The following is an 18,119-nucleotide window of genomic DNA, read 5'->3' as shown; positions in this document are numbered from 1 at the left end:
AAGGGGCCGCCCCACCGCATGATGCGGTGGGGCGGCCCCTTGCGTCTCCCCCGGACCAGCTTCACCCGCGCGGGCGGCGGCCTTCCTGCCAGGCCCGGTCCATCGCAGCACCAGCCGCATCCCCGGCCAGCCGCTCGATCTCCTCAGGCACTCCCCGCTCGTCGATCACGAAGAGCCGGCCGCCGACGAGATGGGTGGTCGTCTTCCAGCCGAGGCGACGCCCCGCCTCCAGCGCGGCACGCCGGACGTCCTTGAGCTCGCCCATCTCCGCAAGATCGTCGCTGCCCAGGATCAGCTGGCCGTAGTAACCCTGGTGCTCGGGCCTGAGTACGGCCCGCATCATCGACTCAAGTCGGTCGATCAACTTCTCGTACCGGCGCCGGGCCAGCTCATCCTTGACGGGCATCCTGCACAGCTCCCCACCGTCCGCGCGCATGGCATGTGTGCCATATGTGTGCTGCAAGCGCAGGAGCCCTCCCGTCCGCTGGACGGAAGGGCTCCTGACCTGGTGTTTTGCTGTGCCCCCGGCAGGATTCGAACCTGCGACACCCGCTTTAGGAGAGCGGTGCTCTATCCCCTGAGCTACGGAGGCATCGGACTGACCACCCACAGCGTAGCGGATGCGGTCTTCGGGGTTCGCCCCCGTCGGGCGTACGACCGACGGTTGATATGCGGGGGAGGTATTGGGCGCTTGGCGATATAGCGCTTGTGCAACTATTGCGCACGCGCAAGATGCGTTCGGTCGTCGTCTCGGCGGCCTGGAGCGGTGCGCGGGGCGGTGGCGTGGTCGGCCTGGTGGTCCTGACAGCCTGTTAGCGGCGCGTTAGTGGATCACTAATGGATCACCAGCAACGACGAGCAGTCTTGTCGCAGGGTCCACAGGCACTCGCCCCCTCCACAACGTCAGGAAGTTTCATGTCAGCAAGCACCAACCTCCGTTCACGTCGGCGCAGCGGGCCGGCGGCGTTCCTCATGACGCTCGTTGCCGCCGTCACCGCTCTTTCTCTCACGTCGTGCCGCGGTGACCCTCCGCAGGGCAGCGAGGCCGGTGAGGGCGGCAAGGGCGTGGCGAACAACGCGGCGCCCGGGGAGATGGCGGGCGCCAAGGCGCTGGGGGAGGGCGGGGGCCTCTATCCGCGGGCGATCCGGCTGCGGCACAGCGGGGGCGCGAACGGGCGCGTGCTTGCCTCGTCCGTCGTGCACAAGGGCGGCAACGGCGTCGGGGAGATCCAGGAGAGCACCGACGGTGGCGGGAGCTTCCGCCGCGTGGGGACCGTCTCCGACGGCAAGGCCGCGGACGGCAAGGGGCTGTGCTGCGCGACGCTGTACGAGCTGCCGCGGCAGGTCGGGGACATGCCCGCCGGGACGCTGCTGTGGGCGGCGTCGTTCGGGCAGGACGAGAAGCCCGAGCCCCGCATGTCGATCCGGGTGTTCAAGAGCACCGATCACGGACGGAACTGGAGCTATCTGTCCACGGTCGCCACCTCGCCGAACGCCAGGGGGCTGTGGGAGCCGGAGTTCTCCATCGACGCCGAGGGGAACCTGGTCTGCCACTACTCCGACGAGACCGATCCGCGGCACAGCCAGAAGCTCGTCGCCGTGCGGTCGAAGGACGGCGTCTCGTGGAGCGGGCCTCGCGACACCGTGGCCGGCAAGCTGGCGTCCGACCGGCCCGGGATGCCGGTCGTGCGGAAGCTGCCGAACGGCACATACGTCATGTCGTACGAGATCTGCGCGGCCGGAGGCAAGTACTCCTGCGTGGCGCATCTGCGCACTTCGCGCGACGGGTGGGACTGGGGCGATCCGGCCGACCTGGGCACCCGGGCGGAGACGGCGGACGGGAAGTACTTCCTGCACGCGCCGAATCTGGCGTGGGCGCCGGAGGAGGGGAATCCGCAGGGCAAGCTGCTGCTGGTCGGCCAGGCGATGTACAACAAGGACGGCAGCCGGGCCGAGGGCAGCGGGCGCACGATCTGGACGAACAGCGAGGGCGGTGAGGGGGCGTGGCGCGAGATCCCGGCGCCCGTCGCCGTGAAGTCCGGCAAGCTCGACTCCTGCCCCAACTACAGCTCCAGCCTGCTGCCGTCGGAAGACGGCCGGAAGGTGCTGGAGGTGGCGACGGACTACGACGGCGGGGTGTGCCGTCCGTACGTCGCCACCGGAGGGTCGTGACGTAGCAGCCGGGCACCGCTGCGCCTCCGCAGCGGTGCCCGGCGCTCGAAGGCTCAGGTCTCCGTCGTACGGAACGGCGCGATGGGGTTCTTCAGGGTGCCGATCAGCTGGAGCGCGCCCGCCGGGTCCTGGAGGTCGACCATCTCGCGGTTGTTGCGCAGCTGGAGCCGGTTGAGGCAGGACAGCGCGAAGTCCTCGGCGAACATGTCGTACTGGTTGAACTTGTCCGCGAGGTGAGGGACGGACCGCTGGTAGGCCAGGACGGTCTCGGCGACCGTCTGCCAGAAGGTGTCCTCCTCCAGCAGCCCGTCCGACACCAGGACGCCGTTGAGGAAGCGCAGGAAGCAGTCGAAGACGTCGGTGAAGACGGACAGCAGCTTCTTGTCCTCGGGGACGTCCGCGCGGATGCGCTCGACGGCCGGGGGCAGGACCGCGTCCGGGTCCATGACGGCGATCTCCTCGGCGATGTCCTTGAAGATCACCCGATGGACGGCGCCGTCCTCGATGACCAGGATGACGTTCTCGCCGTGCGGCATGAACACCAGGTCGTACGCGTAGAAGCTGTGCAGCACCGGGGTGAGGTAGGCGTCCAGGTAGCCGCGGAGCCAGGCCGCCGGGGTGAGGCCGGACTCCTCGATGAGGGCGCTGACGAAGGAGCCGCCGCCCGTGTCGGTGTGGAGGAGGGAGGCCATGGTGGCGAGGCGCTGGCCGGGTTCCAGCGACGGTACGGGGCTCTCGCGCCACAGGGCGGCGAGCATCTTCCGGTACGGGGAGTAGCGGTTGGTGGCGGCCTCGTACTGGCGGTGGTGGTAGCCGATGGCGGCCCGCTCGCGGATGATCGAGAAGCGGGCGGCCCGGAAGATCTCGTCGGAGGAGACCAGTCCGGCGAGCCAGTCGTTGATGGCGGGGGTGGCCTCCATGTAGGCGGCCGAGAGGCCCCGCATGAAGCCCATGTTGAGGACCGACAGGGCGGTCTTCACATAGTGCTTGGACGGGTCGCTGGTGTTGAAGAAGGTACGGATCGACTGCTGCGCGAGGTATTCGTCCTCGCCGGGGCCGAGCCAGACCAGGCGCTGCTGGGCGACCTCGGCGGCGAAGCTGACGGACAGCTTGTTCCACCACTGCCAGGGGTGCACCGGCAGCAGGTGGTAGTCGGCGATGTCGAGGCCGAGGCCGCTGAGGGTGTCCGCGAAGCGGGTCCGGGTCTCCTCGCTCAGCTCGGCGCGCACCAGCGCGTCGTAGTCGAGGCCGGAGGAGGCGGTGAAGGTGGAGTGGTCGCGGTGGGCGGCCAGCCAGACCAGCTGGACGGGGCTCGCGGTCTCCGGGGCGTACGAGAGGTATTCGTGGATGCCGAAGCCGAGGCGGCCGTTGTTGGCGACGAAGCAGGGGTGGCCCTCGGTCATCCCCGTCTCGATCTCCTGGAAGCCGGACTTGGCGAGCTGGGCCGCGCCGGCCGGCTCGGCGGCCAGCTTGTAGGCCGTACCGGAGAGGGTGGAGCTGATCTCCTCGAGGTAGACGGGGAGGATGTCGTCGCTGAGGCCGAGGGCGCCGCGCAGCTCGAGGAAGAAGTCGAGGGCGTCCAGCGGGCGCCGCGCGCCGTCGCGGCCGTGGCGGGTGATGCTGTCCGCGTCGACCAGCCAGTGGTCGAGGGTGAGGACGCGGGCGGCGAAGCGGTAGGTGACCGCACCGTCGTCGCTGTGGACGGCGTACCGGCCGTCGTCGCCGAGTTCGGGCTTCAGCAGGCGCTCGTGCGTGAATTCGGCGAGCGCTTTGCGTATGAGGAGGCGGCCCGCCCGCTCCCACAGGTCGGGGGTGAGGTGGGCGACGGCATCGCGGGGGCTCATCGGGATACTCCTTGGGCGGCGCGCGCGGCGGCGAAGCGCTCGCGTGTGCAGGTACTGAGGTAGGCGTCCTTCTCCGGTTTGGCGATCTTCTCGACGACGTCGAAGCCGACCGCCGCGTTCAGCGCGTGCACCGCCGCGTTGCGGACGTCGGGCTCGACGACGACGCGCCGGACGGCGGGGTCCTCGAAGCAGAACTCCATGACGGTGGTGATCACGGCGAGGGTGAAGCCGTGCACCGGGGTGTCGGTCGGCGCGCACAGGAAGTGCATGCCGATGTCGCCCTTCCGGGGCTCGTACAGCCCCACCAGCTCGACCTCGGCCGGGTTGTAGCGCTCGGCGAGGAAGGCGGGTTCGCCCTCGTGCAGGCCGATGAAGGCCTCGTGGTGCGGGTGGTCGGCGATCCTGTGGTACTCGGCCTCGACGTCGGCGAGGCTCGCGTCCCGCATCATCCAGTACGACGCCTTGGGGTGGGTCACCCAGCGGTGCAGCAGCGGGGCGTCGGCCTGCGGGTCGAGGGTGCGCAGGGCGAAGCCGCCGAGGCGGTCGTCGTCACGCTTGAACAGGGTCATGTCAGGGTTCCCTCCGGCGCGCCGAACTCCTGGAAGGCGATGGACTTCTCGACCGGGTAGTACTCGCGGCCCAGCAGCTCGCGGATGATCCAGGAGTTGCGGTACGGGCCCATGCCCAGGTCGGGGGAGGTGAGGCTGTGCGCGTGGGTGGCACCGTTCTGGAGGAAGATGCCGCGCCCTGTGGTGTCGATGCTGTAGTTGCGGGCGACGTCGAAGCGGCCGTGGCCGTCCCAGCGGATGCGGTCGCGCACCGGTTCCAGGAAGGCGGGCACCTGGTAGCGGTAGCCGGTTGCGAGGACCAGGCCCTCGGTGGTGAGGGTGAAGTCGCGCTCCTGCTCCTCGTGGCGCAGCCCGAGGGTGTACGTACCGGTGGACTCGTCGTACGAGGCATGGTCGAGCGCGGTGTGGGTGAGCAGCCGGGTGGGCACCGGGCCGTCCACGGATCGCTGGTAGAGCAGGTCGTAGATGGAGTTGATCAGCTCGGCGTCGATGCCCTTGAACAGGCCCTTCTGCTCGGACTCCAGCCGGTAGCGGGTGTCCTCGGGGAGGGCGTGGAAGTAGTCCACGTACTCCGGCGAGGTCATCTCCAGGGTGAGCTTGGTGTATTCGAGCGGGAAGAAGCGCGGGGAGCGGGTCACCCAGTTGAGGCGGTAGCGGTGGTCGCCGATGTCGGCCAGCAGGTCCTGGTAGATCTCGGCCGCGCTCTGGCCGCTGCCGACGATCGTGATGGACTCCTTGGCCTGGAGCGCCGCCTTGTGCTCCAGGTAGCGCCCGTTGTGCAGCAGGTCGCCGCCGAGTCCCCGGCACGTCTCGGGGATGAAGGGCGGGGTGCCGGTGCCGAGCACCAGATGGCGGGCGCGGTGCTCGGTGGTCTCGCCGGAGGGGCGCCGGGAGCACACGGTGTAGAGGCCGTCGGTGTCGTCGTAACGGACGCTGGTCACCTCGTGGCCGAAGCGGACGCTGCTCAGCTTGCCCGCCGCCCAGCGGCAGTACTTGTTGTACTCGGCGCGCAGCGGATAGAAGATCTCGCGGATGTAGAACGAGTACAGCCGCCCGGATTCCTTCAGGTAGTTGAGGAAGGAGTACGGGGAGGTGGGGTCGGCCAGGGTGACGAGGTCGGCCATGAACGGGGTCTGGAGGGTGACGCCGTCCAGCAGCATGCCCGGATGCCAGTCGAAGTCGGGCTTGCTCTCCAGGAACAGGCCGTCGAGTTCGTCGATGGGCTCGGTGAGGCAGGCGAGGCCCAAGTTATAGGGGCCGAGGCCGACGCCGACGAAGTCGTATATGTGCGGGGTGGACACGGGGTTCTCCGAGGGGGACGTGCGGTCAGCGGCTCAGCTGGCGCGGGAGTGGCTGAGTTCGGGCTCGATGTGCAGGGCCAGGTACTGACCGGCGTGCTCGGCGAGGAGGTCGAGGACGAACGCGATGTCGCGCAGCGACGTCTCCGGGTTGAGCAGCGTGAACTTCAGGTAGTGGCGGCCGTCCACGACCGTTCCCGCCACCACCGCCTCGCCCGAGGCGGCCAGGGCCTCGCGGGCGTGCAGGTTGGCGCGGTCGACGAGGTCCGGGTCGGCGTCGTCGCCCGGCACGTAGCGGAAGACGAGCGTGGACAGCTGTGGCTCGGTGACGACCTCGAACCGCGGGTCGGTGTCCAGCACGCCCCAGGCCTCGGCGGCCCGGTCCACGACCTCGTCGAACAGCGCCCCGACCGCGTCCGCGCCCATGACGCGCAGGGTGAGCCACAGTTTGAGCGCGTCGAAGCGGCGGGTGGTCTGGATGGACTTGTCGACCTGGTTGGGGATCAGCTTTTCGACGCTGCGCTCGGGGTTGAGGTAATCCGCGTGGTACGTGGCGTGGCCGAGCGTGACGCGGTCGCGGACCAGGACGGCGCTGGAGCTGACCGGCTGGAAGAACGACTTGTGGTAATCCACGGTGACCGAGTCGGCGCGCTCGATGCCGTCGAGCAGATGGCGGCGGGTGGGCGAGGCCAGCAGCCCGCAGCCGTACGCGGCGTCCACGTGCAGCCAGGCACCGTGCCGGGAGCACAGCTCGGCGATCTCGGGCAGCGGGTCGATGGAACCGAAGTCGGTGGTTCCGGCGGTCGCGACGACGGCCATGACCACCAGGTTCTCACTGAGGCAGCGGTCGAGTTCGCGGGCCAGGGTGACGGTGCGCATGCGCCGGTCCTGGTCGCAGGGGACCGCGATGACGGCTTCGTGGCCGAGCCCGAGGATGGTGGCGGCCTTCTGCACGGAGAAGTGGCCGGCCTGGGAGGTGAGGATGCGCAGCCGCGGCAGGATCTCGGACTTGGCGACGGACTCCCCGTCCGCGGCGGCCTCCTTCTCCACCAGCTTGCACGCCTCGTCGCGGGCCAGCAGCAGCGCGTGGAGGTTGGACTGGGTGCCGCCGCTGGTGAAGATGCCGTCGGCGGCGTCGCCGAGGCCGATGCGCTCGGCGGTCCAGTCGATCAGCCGCCGCTCGATCAGGGTGCCGCCCGCGCTCTGGTCCCAGGTGTCGAGGGAGGAGTTGACGGCCGACAGGACCGCCTCGCCGAGCAGCGCCGGGATGACCACGGGGCAGTTGAGGTGGGCCAGGTAGCGCGGGTGGTGGAAGTAGACGGCGTCCTTGAGGTAGACGCGCTCCAGCTCCTTCAGCGCGGCGTTCGGGTCGCCCAGCGGCTGTTCCAGGTCGATTCCGGAGATCTCCGGGGCCAGTTCACCGGGGGTCACGCCGGTGAACGGGCGGTCGGTGCGGGCGACGGTGGAGGCCACCAGGCCGACGCCGTCGGTCACGGAGCGCCGGTAGCTCTCCGCCGTACGGTCGTTGAAGAGGTGGGCCCTGCCATCCGCCGCCCCGGGTATCGATTCCGGCGACGGGTCCTCAGCGGTCTGCGCGAGGGAACTCACGATCTGTCCTTCCTGGAGCATGCGGGCGCGCGGGTGTGTGCGCGCTCGCGGGCGTGCCTGTGGGGGTGGGGAGGTGAGGAGGTGGGGTGAGTGCGGGCATGCGCGGGCACCGGCCGGGGCGCCGGGCGCGCGGTGGCGCGCCACGGCGATCGGGATCCGTCGGCCAGTTGAGTCAGTGCGGATTCAGCGAGCGGTCAGGGCGAGGGGACGTCGGTCAGTCGTCGGACTTCGGGCCGCTGCCGCTCACGGCCTCCTCGACGAGCTGCTCCTCACAGGCGCCGAGCCGCCAGTAGCCGGTGAAGGTCACGGCCTTGCGCTCGAAGCCGCGTTCGCGCACCAGGTGGCGGCGCATCTCCTTGACGGTCCCGGCCTCGCCCGCGATCCAGGCGTACGGGGCGCCGGAGGGCAGCGGGGTGGCGCGTACGGCGTCCAGCTGCAGGGCGGAGCGCGGGGAGCCGGGGGCGGCGCCGTCCCGGACCAGCCAGGTGATCTCGGCGTCGGCCGCGGTGCGCAGCTCCTGTATGTCCTCGGCGTGCTGGACCTCGATCCACACCTTCGCCGGGGTGCCGGCGGGCAGCCAGTCGAGGATGCCGGCGACGGCGGGCAGCGCGGTCTCGTCGCCGGAGACCAGCACCCAGTCGGTGCCGGACGGCGGCCGGAAGTCGACCCCGCCGTTGTCCTCGACGACCGGGCCCAGCAGGGTGACGCGGTCACCGCTCTCGGCGCGCGCGGCCCAGCGGGCGGCCGGGCCGCCGTCGTGGTGCAGCGCGAAGTCGACGTCGATCTCGTCGGGTTCGCGGCGCTGCTCGCGCACGGTGTACGAGCGCATGATGCCGCGTACGGCCGGGTCCATCGCCCGCCAGCTGGCGAACCAGCCCTCGCCGTCCTCGACCGGCACGACCGGGGCGGGCTGGCCGGGGTGCGGGAGGAACAGTTTGAAGCGCTGGTCGCGGCCGCCGGTGGTGAAGGTGCCGAGGCCGGGGCCGCCGAAGGTGATCCGGGACATGGACGGTCCGAGCGCCCGGGTCCGTACGACGTGCGCGTCGAAGAAGCGGAACGGTACGGCGGTGGGGGAGGGGCGGGTGGCGGTGGCTGCGGTGGTCATGGGAGCGACGTCTTCCCTTCGCTTGCCTTGGGGCGGCGCCGGCGGCCGGCCGGCGCCTGTGGCCGGTCGGCCCGGGTCAGCTGACCTTCTTCGCGTCCTGAATGGCCTTGGTGAGGGATTCGATGAGCGGGGCCGCACCGGCGTAGGAGAAGCGGGGCTCGCTGCTCCAGGGCGTGATCTGGTCCGCCTTGACGGCGGGCAGTTTCGACCACGTCGGCTTGGACTTCAGGGCGCCCGGCTGGAGGGTCGCGGTGCGGTTGTCCAGGAACAGCACATCCGCGTCGTACTTGTCGGCGTTCTCCCAGCTCAGGCTCTCGAAGTAGCCGCCCTTGTCGGTCTTTCGCGGCTGTACGAGGTCGACGCCCAGCTCCTGGAAGTAGATCAGGTCGGCGTTGACCTTCGGGTTGGAGACGTAGAAGAGGTCGGCGCTCGCGGAGCAGGCCATGACCCGGATCTTGTGTGACTTGACGGTCTTGCGGAGTTCCTCGGACGCCTTCTCGAAGCGGGCCTTGGCGTCGGTGACCTTCTTGGCCTTGAGGTCGGCGCCCAGCGCCTCGGCCAGCGCCGCGTAGCGCTTGATGGGCTCCAGCATGGAGACCCGGCCGGTGGTGATGGCGCAGCTGGGGGCCAGTTGGAGGATCTTCTTCTTGCTGTCGTCCGGGATGTAGAAGAGCGCGCCCGGGTCGAACATGTTGGTGATCAGCAGATCGGGGCTGAGCGAGGCGTACTTCTCGACGTTGAACTGGCCCCAGGTCTGGCCGAGGCTGGTGAGCCGGTCGACGTCGATGTCCCCGGCCTGCGGGTCGGGCTTGCCGTTCTTCAGCTTGGTGGGGCCGAAGACGCCGGTGATCTGCTTGTCGATCCCGAAGTCGTACAGCGCGGCCGCCGCGGCGACGTAGGCGACGATGTGCTGGGGAGTGCCATCGGTGGTGATCTTCTTCTTGCGGTCGTCGGTGAACGACCAGGAACCGCCGCCCTTTCCGTCGCCGGAGCCCGAACCGCCCTTGCCGCCGCAGGCGGTGACGAGGGCTCCGAGACCGGTGGCGCCGCCCGCGGCGAGGAGACCGCGACGGGAGAGCGGAAGTTCTCTGGCGTGGCGCATGGACCGCATGGTGGTGCCTTTTCTCAAGACGTACGGGGACGGTGCCCAGGGGACGGCACCCCGAAGGCGTACTTAGGTTAGCCTAACCAACCTGTTTGTCCAGTGGGCGGGGTCACCCGGTCCCATTCGTTTGAGAGGCGGCGACGGTCGTTCAGCGCCGTTTCGCAGGGCCTTTCACAGGTCCAGCACCAGCTTCGGGCCCCGGCAGCGTGAGACGCAGATCATCATCGTCTCGCCCGACGCACGTTCCTCATCGGTGAGTACGGAGTCGCGGTGCTCCACCTCGCCCTCGATGACATCCGTCTCACACGTACCACACGTGCCCTCCTCGCAGGAGTACAAAACCGGCACCCCCGCCTCCTCCAGGGTGCGCAGCACGCTCTGTCCGGGTTCGACGGTGAGGGACCGTCCGGATCGGTCGAGGACCACTTCGAAGCCGCCGGAGTCGGCGGACTCCGCGTCCGCCGGGCGGGGCTGGAACCGCTCGGTGCGCAGCGCGCCCGGCGGCCAGGCGCGGCACCGCTCCTCGGCGACCCGCAGCAGCGGCTCCGGGCCGCAGCAGTAGACCAGGGTGCCGGGATCGGGCTCGGCGAGATACGCGGCGAGGTCGAGCAGCCCCGCCTCGTCCTGCGGCACCAGCCGCACCTTTCCGCCGTAGGCGTCGGCGAGTTGGTCCGCGAACGCCATGGAGGCGCGGGTGCGCCCGCCGTACAGCAGCGTCCAGTCGGCGCCCGCGGCCTCGGCGGCGGCCGCCATCGGGAGGATCGGGGTGATGCCGATGCCGCCCGCGACGAACAGATAGCGGGCGGCGGGGCGCAGCGCGAAGTGGTTGCGCGGCCCGCGCACCCGCACCCGCGCGCCCTCGGTGAGCGTGTCGTGGACCCGGGCGGAACCGCCGCGTCCGTCGGGTGCGCGCAGCACCGCGATCCGCCAGGACGTATGGTCCGCCGGGTCCCCGCACAGCGAGTACTGCCGGATCAGCCCGTCCCCGAGGACGAGGTCGACATGGGCGCCGGGCTCCCAGCCGGGCAGCTCACGCCCCGCCGGATGACGGAGCGTGAGCGTCACCACGTCCTGCGCGGCGTCGGCTCGGGCGGCCACCAGCAGGGTGTCGTCGTACTCGTGGCCTTCGGTGGCGCTGCTCACGCGGCGGTGCCTTTCTGCGCTGGGCCGGGTTCGGGCGTGTGCGGGGTGTGTCCTTCGGGGTGCGCGAGCATCCACTGCCACAGCTCGACCGGGTCCTGCGCGGTGCGCTCGGCGCCGCAGTGGCAGACGCCGTGCAGCACATCGGTGCCGGGCAGCCAGTCGATCCGGTAGACCTCGGCGCTGGGCGCGCCGCTCATGGCGCGGCCGTGGTCGACGGGCCGGGTGTGGCCGGGGTGGGGGTCGCCGGGCCGGGGGTCGCCGGGGTGCTGCGCTGCTCGCCCTCGGCGGCGAGGCGGGCGAGGATGCGGCGCGCGGCCAGGCCGCCGGTGTCGATGTTGATGCTCAGCTCCTGGTAGCCCTCGCGCTCGGTGTCCAGCGCCTTCTGGAGCAGGTTCAGCGCGTCCACGTCCTGCGTCACCACGGTGCGGTTGAAGTCGTGCAGGAAGGTGGTGACTTCGTCGTCGTCCTGGGCGAAGTCCCGGGAGACGGCCCAGAAGTCGTACACCGTGCGGTCGGTGGAGGGCGTGATGGCGTACGTGATCTCCACATGGAAGGCGTTCGGATCGGAACCGTCGGCCTCCGGCAGCACCCCGGCCGGGGCGATGCGGCTGTGCAGCAGATACAGACAGGGCGCGTGGTATTCGATGTCCTGCCAGCGGGTGATGCGGCCCTCGATGCCGGTGGAGCGGGCGTAGAAGGGAGGGCATTCGGCGTCGTCCATGTGGCGGCTGACCCGCACGATGCCCGCGCCCTCGTCGACCTCGGTGGTGATGGGGGTCTCGGCGACCTCGGGGGTGCCGATGTAGCCGCCGTGCAGATACGTCTCGTGGGAGAGGTCCATCAGGTTGTCCACGAGCAGCCCGTATCCGGCGTCGATCGGCTCCATGCCGCCGACCGTCGTCCAGCGCGGATCGGTGAGCCAGGGGGCGCGCGGGATCGCGGCCGGGTCGGCGAGCGCCGGGTCGCCGATCCACACCCAGACCAGCGAGTCCTGCTCGACGACGGGGTACGAGGCGACCCGGGCGGTGCGCGGGACGCGCTTCTGGCCGGGCACGAACACACAGGTGCCGGCGGTGTCGTAGGTGAAGCCGTGGTAGCCGCAGACGACCTTGTCGCCGTCGAGGCGGCCGGCCGAGAGCGGATAGCGGCGGTGCACACAGCGGTCGGCGAGCGCGACGACCGTGCCGCCCTCCGGGCCGTCCGGCTCGGCGCCCTCCGAGTCGTCCGGCTCGGTGCGGTAGAAGGCGATGGGTTCGTTCAGGATGGTGCGCGCCAGCAGCTCGCGGCCGATCTCCCGGCCGTAGGCGGCGACGTACCACTGGTTCCGTGCGAATGCGGTCATGCACAGCAGCGTGGTGACGGGGGTCACGCACGGGCAACGGCCCTTCCACTCAGTGGAAGGGCCGCCGGGGCGGTGGGCTCAGCTGCCGAACTGCCAGAAGACGGAGTGGTCCAGCGTCATCAGGACGATCAGCAGGATCACGTCGGCGATGCCGAGCGCGATGCCGAGCAGCGCGCGGCCCCGGCGCTCGGTCTCCCGGGCGATCGCCAGCGTTCCGAGAACGATGGCGCAGGGCCCGAAGACCGCGTTGAACAGGAGGGTGCCGATCAGGCCGAGCACGAAGGAGGCGACGGCCATGCCGTCGGCGTCCCGGCGCGCGCGGACCGGCGAAGTGCGGCTGGGTGCGGTGAGTGCCATGGGTCAGCTCCCCTTGTGTCCGGTGCGTTCACGGATGAAGAAGATGAGCAGCCATGCGCCGATGACGCCGGAGGCGGCGAGGAAGACCGGGAGCGGGGTGTGTGCCGCCGCGCCCAGCAGAACCCCCATCAGGGCGAGAGCCGCGACGATGAAGAGCATGTGAGCCTCTCTCGTGGTGGTGGATCCTGAGCGGGATACTCATTTAGTGAACAATTGGATTCACAACTGTTCACTGACACCTAAGGTACCCCCGGAGAGGACTGGTCAATGTCGGCGAACACCTGTTTACTGGAATGATATGAGTCACACATGCGGGATCCGCGAGGCACGGAAGCAGAAATCGCGCCGCGCGCTGCTCGACGCGGCACTGGGGCTGCTGGAGGACCAGAGCCTCAGCAGCCTGGGCCTGCGGGAGCTGACCCGGGTGGTGGGCATGGCTCCGGCCGCCTTCTACCGGCACTTCCGGGACATGGCGGACCTGGGCGTGGCCCTGGTCGAGGAGTCCCTGGGCAGTCTCCAGGGCATGGTCCGCGCCATCCTCGCCGAGCGGGACGGGGACGAGGAGCGGATCGACGCGGTGATGGAAGCGGTCGCCGAGCATGTGCGCCACCACCCCACCCACATCCGCTTCATCGCGCGCGAACGGCACGGCGGCGTGCGGCCGGTGCGGGCGGCGATCGCCACCGAACTGGGCCTGCTGGTCGACGAGGTCGCCGCGGCCTTCGCGCCCCGGCTCACCCCGGCGGGCTGGCCGCCGGAGGACGTCCGGATGCTGGCCGAGCTGTACGTCGACCGCATGGTGACGACGGCGACCGCGTTCATGGAGGCCCAGGAGGACGAGCGGGAGCGCGAGCGGATCGCCGACACGGCCCGTAAGCAGCTGCTGCTGATCAGCCTCGGGCGCCGGCACTGGCGCGACGCGTGACCTCGACGCGGTAGGAGCCGTCCGCGTCCCGGCCGGTGACGCGGAACCGTACGCGCACTCCGTCCGCGCCCCCCTCGTACGTCTCGCCGGGGCCGAAGGCCGCGTCGCTGAGCCCGGGGTGGACGTTGCGCTCCTGGGTGCAGCCGTGGCCGCCGGGGGAGCTGTCCAGGACGGTGACCGGGCCGCCGCCCGAGTCGATACGGGTGTCCACCCAGGTCACCAGGACGCCGGGCTTGCACACCGCCTCGTCGTTGCCGCCGCCGGTGCGCGCCTCCAGGGCGTATCCGGCGGAATCCGAGACCGGGACGAAGACGAGCTTGGTGCCCTCCGGCCGGTGCAGCGGCGACAGCACGTGCACCGTCGTGCCGGGGTGGGCGGCGCAGTGAACCTGGCGGATGCCGAACCAGCCGAGCTTCCACTTGTGCCAGGCCAGCAGGTCGTTGCCGGCGCCCCAGTCCTCGGACATCACGTCCCAGTGGCCGACGTTGTCGCCGCCGCCGCGGGTGTAGAGGTCGGGCAGTCCGAAGACATGGCCGTTCTCGTGCGGAAGGACCCGGAAGCCGGTCTTCCGGAGCGAACCGGAACCGTCGTCCTGACGGCTGTAGACAAAGGAGACATTGGCCAGCGGAACTCCGTCCGCGATCGGGGCGCGCTGGTTGTCGGCGTACGTCACGGAGAGCACCGCATGCGCGGCGGGCGGCCCGGCGTTGGGCGTGACCAGGACGTTCACCAGGTCGTAGCGGCGGAAGTCCACCTTCGCGTCGGCCGTCCTCGCTATGTCCGCGACCAGCTTGCGGTAGCCGGGTTCGAAGAGGCTGCCGCGCTTTATGCCGTACGAGCGGAACGAGTGCGGCATCCGCAGCCAGTGGCGGATCGGCATCGCGGGCCGGTAGTCGAGCCGTCCGTAGGAACTGCGGGCGAACCACTGCGAGGTCTGCGGGAAGAACTCCTCGAAGCGCTCGCGGGCCGTGCCCTTGCCGCGCACATCCGGGAAGTCGATCATCAGATTGAGGGCGTTGACCGTCCCTGTACTGCGGCTGTAGCCGCGGCTGGTGGGGATGCCCTCGGACATCTGCAGCCCGGGTTCGGGAGCGAGGGAGCAGGGTTCCAGTGATCCGGCCTTCGCCGTGGTCACCGGTGCCGGGGCGCGCTCGGCGGCGGCCGGTTTCCCCGGACGCGGCATCGCCGCCGGGGCGACCACCGCGACCGTGAGCACGGCCGCGATGAGGAACGCGCTGCCTCGGCGGAGCCTGCGTATTCGAGGGCGGGGGCCCTCGGGGGTCTGCTTCATTGCCGCCCACGGTGTGCCGGAGCGCGCCGGGGCGCCCGTGGGGTGCGTCCGGGCGGGCGAATCGACTGGGCCGGGCGGGCGAAACGGGCGCGTATCAGGTGTGACACAGGTCACCTACGGACTGCGAAATTCCGGGGACTGGTTCCCCGTTTGAACCGGTGACCGAACAAACGGGGACTGACTCCCCGGAAATGTTGAACCTCGAATCGTTCACCTCGAATGGTTCGATGCCGGGACGATCGGACACAGAAAGGGGAGCTGTCATGACCGGAGCCACCGCCACACAGGCCGCGGATCGCGCACGGCATGCACCGCCCCGACTGCGCGCCGACGCCCTGCGCAACCGGGAGCGGATCGTCAGCGCCGCCCGCGAGGTGCTCGTCGAGTACGGGTCCGAGGTCCCGCTCGATGAAATCGCTCGACGGGCGGGAGTCGGCAATGCCACCATCTACCGGCACTTCGCTGACCGCCGTGAACTGATCCACCAGGTGACCCTGTCGGTGATGTCCCGCGTCGCCGAACAAGCCGAATCGGCCCTGGCCGAGGAGCCCGACGCCTTCCTGGCGCTGGGGCGCTTCGTCCACGCGGCGGCGGACGAGCGGATCGGCGCGCTGTGCCCCCTGCTCTCCGACGGCATCGACAAGGAGCACCCTGACCACATCGCCGCCCGCGACCGTCTGGACGCCGGTATCGAGGCCCTGATGGGGGCCGCCCGAGCGGCCGGCCGCCTGCGCGCCGACATCGACGTCGGCGATCTCATGGTCGCGCTCACCCAGCTCACCCGGCCGCTGCCCGGCAGCGTCTGTGTGGACTTCGACGCCTTCGTGCACCGGCATCTACAGCTGTTCCTGGACGGCCTGTCGGCCCCGGCGCGCTCCGAACTTCCCGGCTCAGCCGTCACCTTGGAGGATCTGCAGCACCGGCCGTGACGTAGCTCGCACCCGGCCGCTCACCGAACACCGCTTACTTCTCGCGCGTCCACCGGTCTTCCTTGTGTGCGACGCCGCACTTCGTCAGCTTTCACTCCGTCCCGGCTCTCATTCCTTCTTCTCACTCCATGACTCCGCCCGGCCCGAGCCGGGTGTCAAACGTCCCATTTATCACTCTCCGCACCGCTAGGTAGGCCCACCCATGCCTGAAACGGCCCTGAACAAGGCCCCATACGCCGACCCCCGGCGCTGGAAAGCGCTGATATTCATCGCCCTCGCGCAGCTGATGGTCGTCCTCGACGCGACCATCGTGAACATCGCTCTGCCCTCGGCCCAGGCCGACCTGCACATCTCCGACGGCAACAAGCAGTGGGTCATCACCGCCTACGCCCTCGCCTTCGGCGGCCTGCTGCTGTTCGGCGGCCGGATCGCGGACCTGTGGGGCCGTAAGCAGACCTTCATCATCGGGCTCATCGGCTTCGCCGCGGCCTCGGCGCTCGGCGGCGCCGCCGTGGGCAGCGGCATGCTGCTCGGCGCCCGCGCCCTGCAGGGCGTCTTCGGCGCGCTGCTCGCGCCCTCCGCGCTCTCGCTGCTCGCCGTGATGTTCACCGACCCCAAGGAGCGGGCCAAGGCGTTCGGCGTCTTCGGCGCCATCGCGGGCGGCGGCGGTGCCGTGGGCCTCATCCTCGGCGGTGTCCTCACCGAATACCTGGACTGGCGCTGGACGTTCTTCGTCAACATCCCGTTCGCCATTGTCGCCGCGGTCGGCGCGATCTCCGTGATCCGCGAGCCCAGCGAGAGCCGCAACCCTTCCAAGCTGGACGTCCCTGGTGTGCTGCTGGCCACTTCGGGTCTGGTCGCGCTGGTCTACGCCTTCACCCGCGCCGAGTCCGACGGCTGGACCGCGGGCCCGACCGTCGCCCTGTACATCGCGGCCGCCGTGCTGCTGACCGCCTTCGTGATCGTCGAGTCCCGGGTCAAGGCGCCGCTGCTGCCGCTGCGCGTCGTCACCGACCGCAACCGCGGCGGGGTCTACGCCTCGCTGGGTCTCGCCGTCATCGGCATGTTCGGTCTGTTCCTCTTCCTCACCTACTACATGCAGATCGTCAAGGGATACAGCCCGGTCGAGACCGGTCTGGCCTTCCTGCCGATGGTCGCGGGCATGATCACCGGCTCGACGCAGATCGGCGCCCGGCTGATGACCCGGGTTCCGGCGCGGCTGCTGATGGGCCCGGGCTTCCTGGTCGCCGCGTCCGGCATGCTGCTGCTGACCCAGATCGACCTGGACAGCTCGTACCCGGCGCTGATCCTGCCCGCGATCATGCTGCTCGGCCTCGGCATGGGCACGGCGTTCATGCCCGCGATGAGCCTGGCCACCCATGGTGTCGAGCCGCGTGACGCGGGCGTCGCCTCCGCGATGGTCAACACCTCGCAGCAGGTGGGCGGCGCGATCGGCACCGCGCTGCTCAACACCATCGCCGCCAGCGCCACCACGGCCTACGCCAAGGGCCACATGGCCACGGCCTCGTCGCCGAAGCTGCTGCAGCTGCAGTCGATGGTGCACGGCTACACCGCGGCCATCGCCTGGGCCGTCGGCATCCTGCTGCTGGCCGCTGCGATCGCCACGACGCTGATCAGCGCCGGGAGACAGGACGGCGGCGGCGCGGTCGCCGGTTCGGGTGACGGGGCGGTGGAGGACGCCGTTCCGGTCATGGCGCACTGACGACGCGTACGGACGCGTGGGCCCCGCTCCCCGGCATTCGCCCGGTGGAGCGGGGCCTGCGTGTGCTTTGGATCAGCGCAGCCAGGGGAGATCGGCGCCCTCGGGCTGGAGCCCGTCGGCGATGATCTGGCAGACGTCGCCGAACTGGGCGATCTGCTCCGAGGTGAGCCGGTCGAAGATCGCCGAGCGGACGGCGTGGACATGGCCGGGCGCGGTCTGCTTGAGGACGTCGAACCCCTTCTCGGTGAGGACCGCGTTCTGCCCGCGCTTGTCGGAGGGGCAGTCCTCGCGCCGTACCCAGCCGTCCTTCTCCATGCGGGTGATGGCGTGGGAGAGCCGGGAGCGGGTGATCTTGGCGGCCTCGGCCAGTTCGGTCATCCGCATCTGGTGGCGCGGCGCCCAGGAGAGCTTCACCAGCAGGCTGTAGTAGATGTGCGGCATGCCCGCGTCGCGCTGCAGCTGACGGTCGAGATGGTCTTCCAGCAACATCCTGGCCTGGACGTACGCCAGCCAGGCGCGCTGCTCGTCATCGTTCAGCCAGCGGGGCTCGTCGGTGTCCGGGGCTGTGTCTGCGTCTGTGTCCGGGGCTGTGTCTGCGGGGGAGTTCATGGCGTCCACATCGTTCAGTGTAAGGACTACTTCTTGAATTTTAAACAAGTGTGCGATACCGTGAAGTGCGTACTGCTTGAGACTTCAAGCTTTCTGGTG

General features: G+C 70.1%; 18 protein-coding genes and 1 tRNA gene. 4 read left to right on the top strand and 15 right to left on the bottom strand.

Going from position 1 to position 18,119, the window contains the following annotated elements; translation table 11 throughout:
• Window positions 1-61 precede the first annotated feature (61 nt).
• Both ACFZCY_RS11540 and ACFZCY_RS11535 read right to left on the bottom strand, forming a co-directional pair.
• Window positions 62-406, bottom strand: a complete 345-nt coding sequence (locus tag ACFZCY_RS11540) for a hypothetical protein (RefSeq protein WP_391171369.1) — start codon at window positions 404-406, stop codon at window positions 62-64.
• A gap of 113 nt (window positions 407-519) precedes the next feature.
• Window positions 520-592: transfer RNA gene (locus ACFZCY_RS11535), tRNA-Arg, on the bottom strand.
• A 323-nt stretch (window positions 593-915) separates the two neighbouring features.
• On the opposite strand from ACFZCY_RS11535, the gene ACFZCY_RS11530 reads away from it, so the two are divergent.
• Window positions 916-2,172: a sialidase family protein gene (locus ACFZCY_RS11530; RefSeq protein ID WP_391171367.1), complete on the top strand. Its 1,257-nt coding sequence runs from the start codon at window positions 916-918 to the stop codon at window positions 2,170-2,172.
• A 53-nt stretch (window positions 2,173-2,225) separates the two neighbouring features.
• Here the strand turns inward: ACFZCY_RS11530 and ACFZCY_RS11525 are convergent, their stop codons facing one another.
• The 11 genes from ACFZCY_RS11525 to ACFZCY_RS11475 all read right to left on the bottom strand — a co-directional run bounded on the left by ACFZCY_RS11525 (window position 2,226) and on the right by ACFZCY_RS11475 (window position 12,702).
• Window positions 2,226-4,016: an IucA/IucC family protein gene (locus ACFZCY_RS11525; protein ID WP_391171365.1), complete on the bottom strand. Its 1,791-nt coding sequence runs from the start codon at window positions 4,014-4,016 to the stop codon at window positions 2,226-2,228.
• Window positions 4,013-4,585, bottom strand: coding sequence for a GNAT family N-acetyltransferase (locus ACFZCY_RS11520; RefSeq protein WP_391171363.1), 573 nt, complete (start codon window positions 4,583-4,585; stop codon window positions 4,013-4,015). The genes ACFZCY_RS11525 and ACFZCY_RS11520 overlap by 4 nt, the downstream gene beginning before the upstream one ends.
• Complete coding sequence (locus ACFZCY_RS11515; RefSeq protein ID WP_391171361.1) at window positions 4,582-5,886, bottom strand: SidA/IucD/PvdA family monooxygenase; 1,305 nt, start codon at window positions 5,884-5,886, stop codon at window positions 4,582-4,584. Before ACFZCY_RS11515 ends, ACFZCY_RS11520 begins: the two co-directional genes overlap by 4 nt.
• 33 nt (window positions 5,887-5,919) lie before the next feature.
• Window positions 5,920-7,491: an aminotransferase class V-fold PLP-dependent enzyme gene (locus ACFZCY_RS11510; protein WP_391171359.1), complete on the bottom strand. Its 1,572-nt coding sequence runs from the start codon at window positions 7,489-7,491 to the stop codon at window positions 5,920-5,922.
• 214 nt (window positions 7,492-7,705) lie between these two features.
• Window positions 7,706-8,596: an SIP domain-containing protein gene (locus ACFZCY_RS11505; RefSeq protein WP_391171357.1), complete on the bottom strand. Its 891-nt coding sequence runs from the start codon at window positions 8,594-8,596 to the stop codon at window positions 7,706-7,708.
• 76 nt (window positions 8,597-8,672) lie between these two features.
• Window positions 8,673-9,698, bottom strand: a complete 1,026-nt coding sequence (locus tag ACFZCY_RS11500; RefSeq protein WP_391171355.1) for an ABC transporter substrate-binding protein — start codon at window positions 9,696-9,698, stop codon at window positions 8,673-8,675.
• A 174-nt stretch (window positions 9,699-9,872) separates the two neighbouring features.
• Window positions 9,873-10,844, bottom strand: coding sequence for a 2Fe-2S iron-sulfur cluster-binding protein (locus tag ACFZCY_RS11495; RefSeq protein ID WP_391171353.1), 972 nt, complete (start codon window positions 10,842-10,844; stop codon window positions 9,873-9,875).
• On the bottom strand, window positions 10,841-11,041 hold the full coding sequence (locus ACFZCY_RS11490; protein ID WP_391171351.1) for a hypothetical protein: 201 nt from the start codon (window positions 11,039-11,041) through the stop codon (window positions 10,841-10,843). The genes ACFZCY_RS11495 and ACFZCY_RS11490 overlap by 4 nt, the downstream gene beginning before the upstream one ends.
• Window positions 11,038-12,186, bottom strand: a complete 1,149-nt coding sequence (locus tag ACFZCY_RS11485; RefSeq protein WP_391171349.1) for a Rieske 2Fe-2S domain-containing protein — start codon at window positions 12,184-12,186, stop codon at window positions 11,038-11,040. Before ACFZCY_RS11485 ends, ACFZCY_RS11490 begins: the two co-directional genes overlap by 4 nt.
• Before the next feature lie 78 nt (window positions 12,187-12,264).
• Entirely contained in the window at window positions 12,265-12,543 is a 279-nt protein-coding gene (locus ACFZCY_RS11480) for a DUF4190 domain-containing protein (protein ID WP_391171347.1), read from the bottom strand.
• Window positions 12,544-12,546: 3 nt separating this feature from the next.
• Entirely contained in the window at window positions 12,547-12,702 is a 156-nt protein-coding gene (locus ACFZCY_RS11475) for a hypothetical protein (protein ID WP_199830898.1), read from the bottom strand.
• A gap of 139 nt (window positions 12,703-12,841) precedes the next feature.
• Here ACFZCY_RS11475 and ACFZCY_RS11470 point away from each other — a divergent pair, with 139 nt between their 5' ends.
• Complete coding sequence (locus ACFZCY_RS11470; protein ID WP_391171344.1) at window positions 12,842-13,468, top strand: TetR family transcriptional regulator; 627 nt, start codon at window positions 12,842-12,844, stop codon at window positions 13,466-13,468.
• Here the strand turns inward: ACFZCY_RS11470 and ACFZCY_RS11465 are convergent.
• Window positions 13,434-14,759: a M6 family metalloprotease domain-containing protein gene (locus tag ACFZCY_RS11465; RefSeq protein WP_391171342.1), complete on the bottom strand. Its 1,326-nt coding sequence runs from the start codon at window positions 14,757-14,759 to the stop codon at window positions 13,434-13,436. The genes ACFZCY_RS11470 and ACFZCY_RS11465 overlap by 35 nt on opposite strands.
• A gap of 263 nt (window positions 14,760-15,022) precedes the next feature.
• On the opposite strand from ACFZCY_RS11465, the gene ACFZCY_RS11460 reads away from it, so the two are divergent.
• Together ACFZCY_RS11460 and ACFZCY_RS11455 are read left to right on the top strand one after the other, a co-directional pair.
• Window positions 15,023-15,688 (top strand): TetR family transcriptional regulator, encoded by a 666-nt coding sequence (locus tag ACFZCY_RS11460; RefSeq protein ID WP_391171339.1) that lies wholly within the window; start codon window positions 15,023-15,025, stop codon window positions 15,686-15,688.
• Between the two features lie 202 nt (window positions 15,689-15,890).
• Window positions 15,891-17,411, top strand: coding sequence for a DHA2 family efflux MFS transporter permease subunit (locus ACFZCY_RS11455; RefSeq protein ID WP_391171337.1), 1,521 nt, complete (start codon window positions 15,891-15,893; stop codon window positions 17,409-17,411).
• A gap of 72 nt (window positions 17,412-17,483) precedes the next feature.
• On the opposite strand, the gene ACFZCY_RS11450 is transcribed toward ACFZCY_RS11455, so the two are convergent.
• The gene (locus tag ACFZCY_RS11450) at window positions 17,484-18,020 is read right to left on the bottom strand and encodes a MarR family transcriptional regulator (protein ID WP_391171335.1); all 537 of its coding nucleotides are present in this window, start codon (window positions 18,018-18,020) and stop codon (window positions 17,484-17,486) included.
• Window positions 18,021-18,119 lie beyond the last annotated feature (99 nt).

The sequence above is a fragment of the Streptomyces sp. NPDC007983 genome (assembly GCF_042958345.1).
Taxonomy (GTDB): domain Bacteria; phylum Actinomycetota; class Actinomycetes; order Streptomycetales; family Streptomycetaceae; genus Streptomyces.
This window is presented reverse-complemented; position numbering and strand designations above follow the sequence as displayed.

Excerpts from the sequence above, each read along its gene's own strand:
- ACFZCY_RS11540 (WP_391171369.1), bottom strand. The coding sequence starts at position 406 with ATGCCCGTCAAGGATGAGCTGGCCCGGCGCCGGTACGAGAAGTTGATC.
- ACFZCY_RS11530 (WP_391171367.1), top strand. The coding sequence starts at position 916 with ATGTCAGCAAGCACCAACCTCCGTTCACGTCGGCGCAGCGGGCCGGCG.
- ACFZCY_RS11525 (WP_391171365.1), bottom strand. The coding sequence starts at position 4,016 with ATGAGCCCCCGCGATGCCGTCGCCCACCTCACCCCCGACCTGTGGGAG.
- ACFZCY_RS11520 (WP_391171363.1), bottom strand. The coding sequence starts at position 4,585 with ATGACCCTGTTCAAGCGTGACGACGACCGCCTCGGCGGCTTCGCCCTG.
- ACFZCY_RS11505 (WP_391171357.1), bottom strand. The coding sequence starts at position 8,596 with ATGACCACCGCAGCCACCGCCACCCGCCCCTCCCCCACCGCCGTACCG.
- ACFZCY_RS11500 (WP_391171355.1), bottom strand. The coding sequence starts at position 9,698 with ATGCGCCACGCCAGAGAACTTCCGCTCTCCCGTCGCGGTCTCCTCGCC.
- ACFZCY_RS11490 (WP_391171351.1), bottom strand. The coding sequence starts at position 11,041 with ATGAGCGGCGCGCCCAGCGCCGAGGTCTACCGGATCGACTGGCTGCCC.
- ACFZCY_RS11485 (WP_391171349.1), bottom strand. The coding sequence starts at position 12,186 with ATGACCGCATTCGCACGGAACCAGTGGTACGTCGCCGCCTACGGCCGG.
- ACFZCY_RS11480 (WP_391171347.1), bottom strand. The coding sequence starts at position 12,543 with ATGGCACTCACCGCACCCAGCCGCACTTCGCCGGTCCGCGCGCGCCGG.
- ACFZCY_RS11475 (WP_199830898.1), bottom strand. The coding sequence starts at position 12,702 with ATGCTCTTCATCGTCGCGGCTCTCGCCCTGATGGGGGTTCTGCTGGGC.
- ACFZCY_RS11470 (WP_391171344.1), top strand. The coding sequence starts at position 12,842 with ATGAGTCACACATGCGGGATCCGCGAGGCACGGAAGCAGAAATCGCGC.
- ACFZCY_RS11465 (WP_391171342.1), bottom strand. The coding sequence starts at position 14,759 with ATGAAGCAGACCCCCGAGGGCCCCCGCCCTCGAATACGCAGGCTCCGC.
- ACFZCY_RS11460 (WP_391171339.1), top strand. The coding sequence starts at position 15,023 with ATGACCGGAGCCACCGCCACACAGGCCGCGGATCGCGCACGGCATGCA.
- ACFZCY_RS11455 (WP_391171337.1), top strand. The coding sequence starts at position 15,891 with ATGCCTGAAACGGCCCTGAACAAGGCCCCATACGCCGACCCCCGGCGC.
- ACFZCY_RS11450 (WP_391171335.1), bottom strand. The coding sequence starts at position 18,020 with ATGAACTCCCCCGCAGACACAGCCCCGGACACAGACGCAGACACAGCC.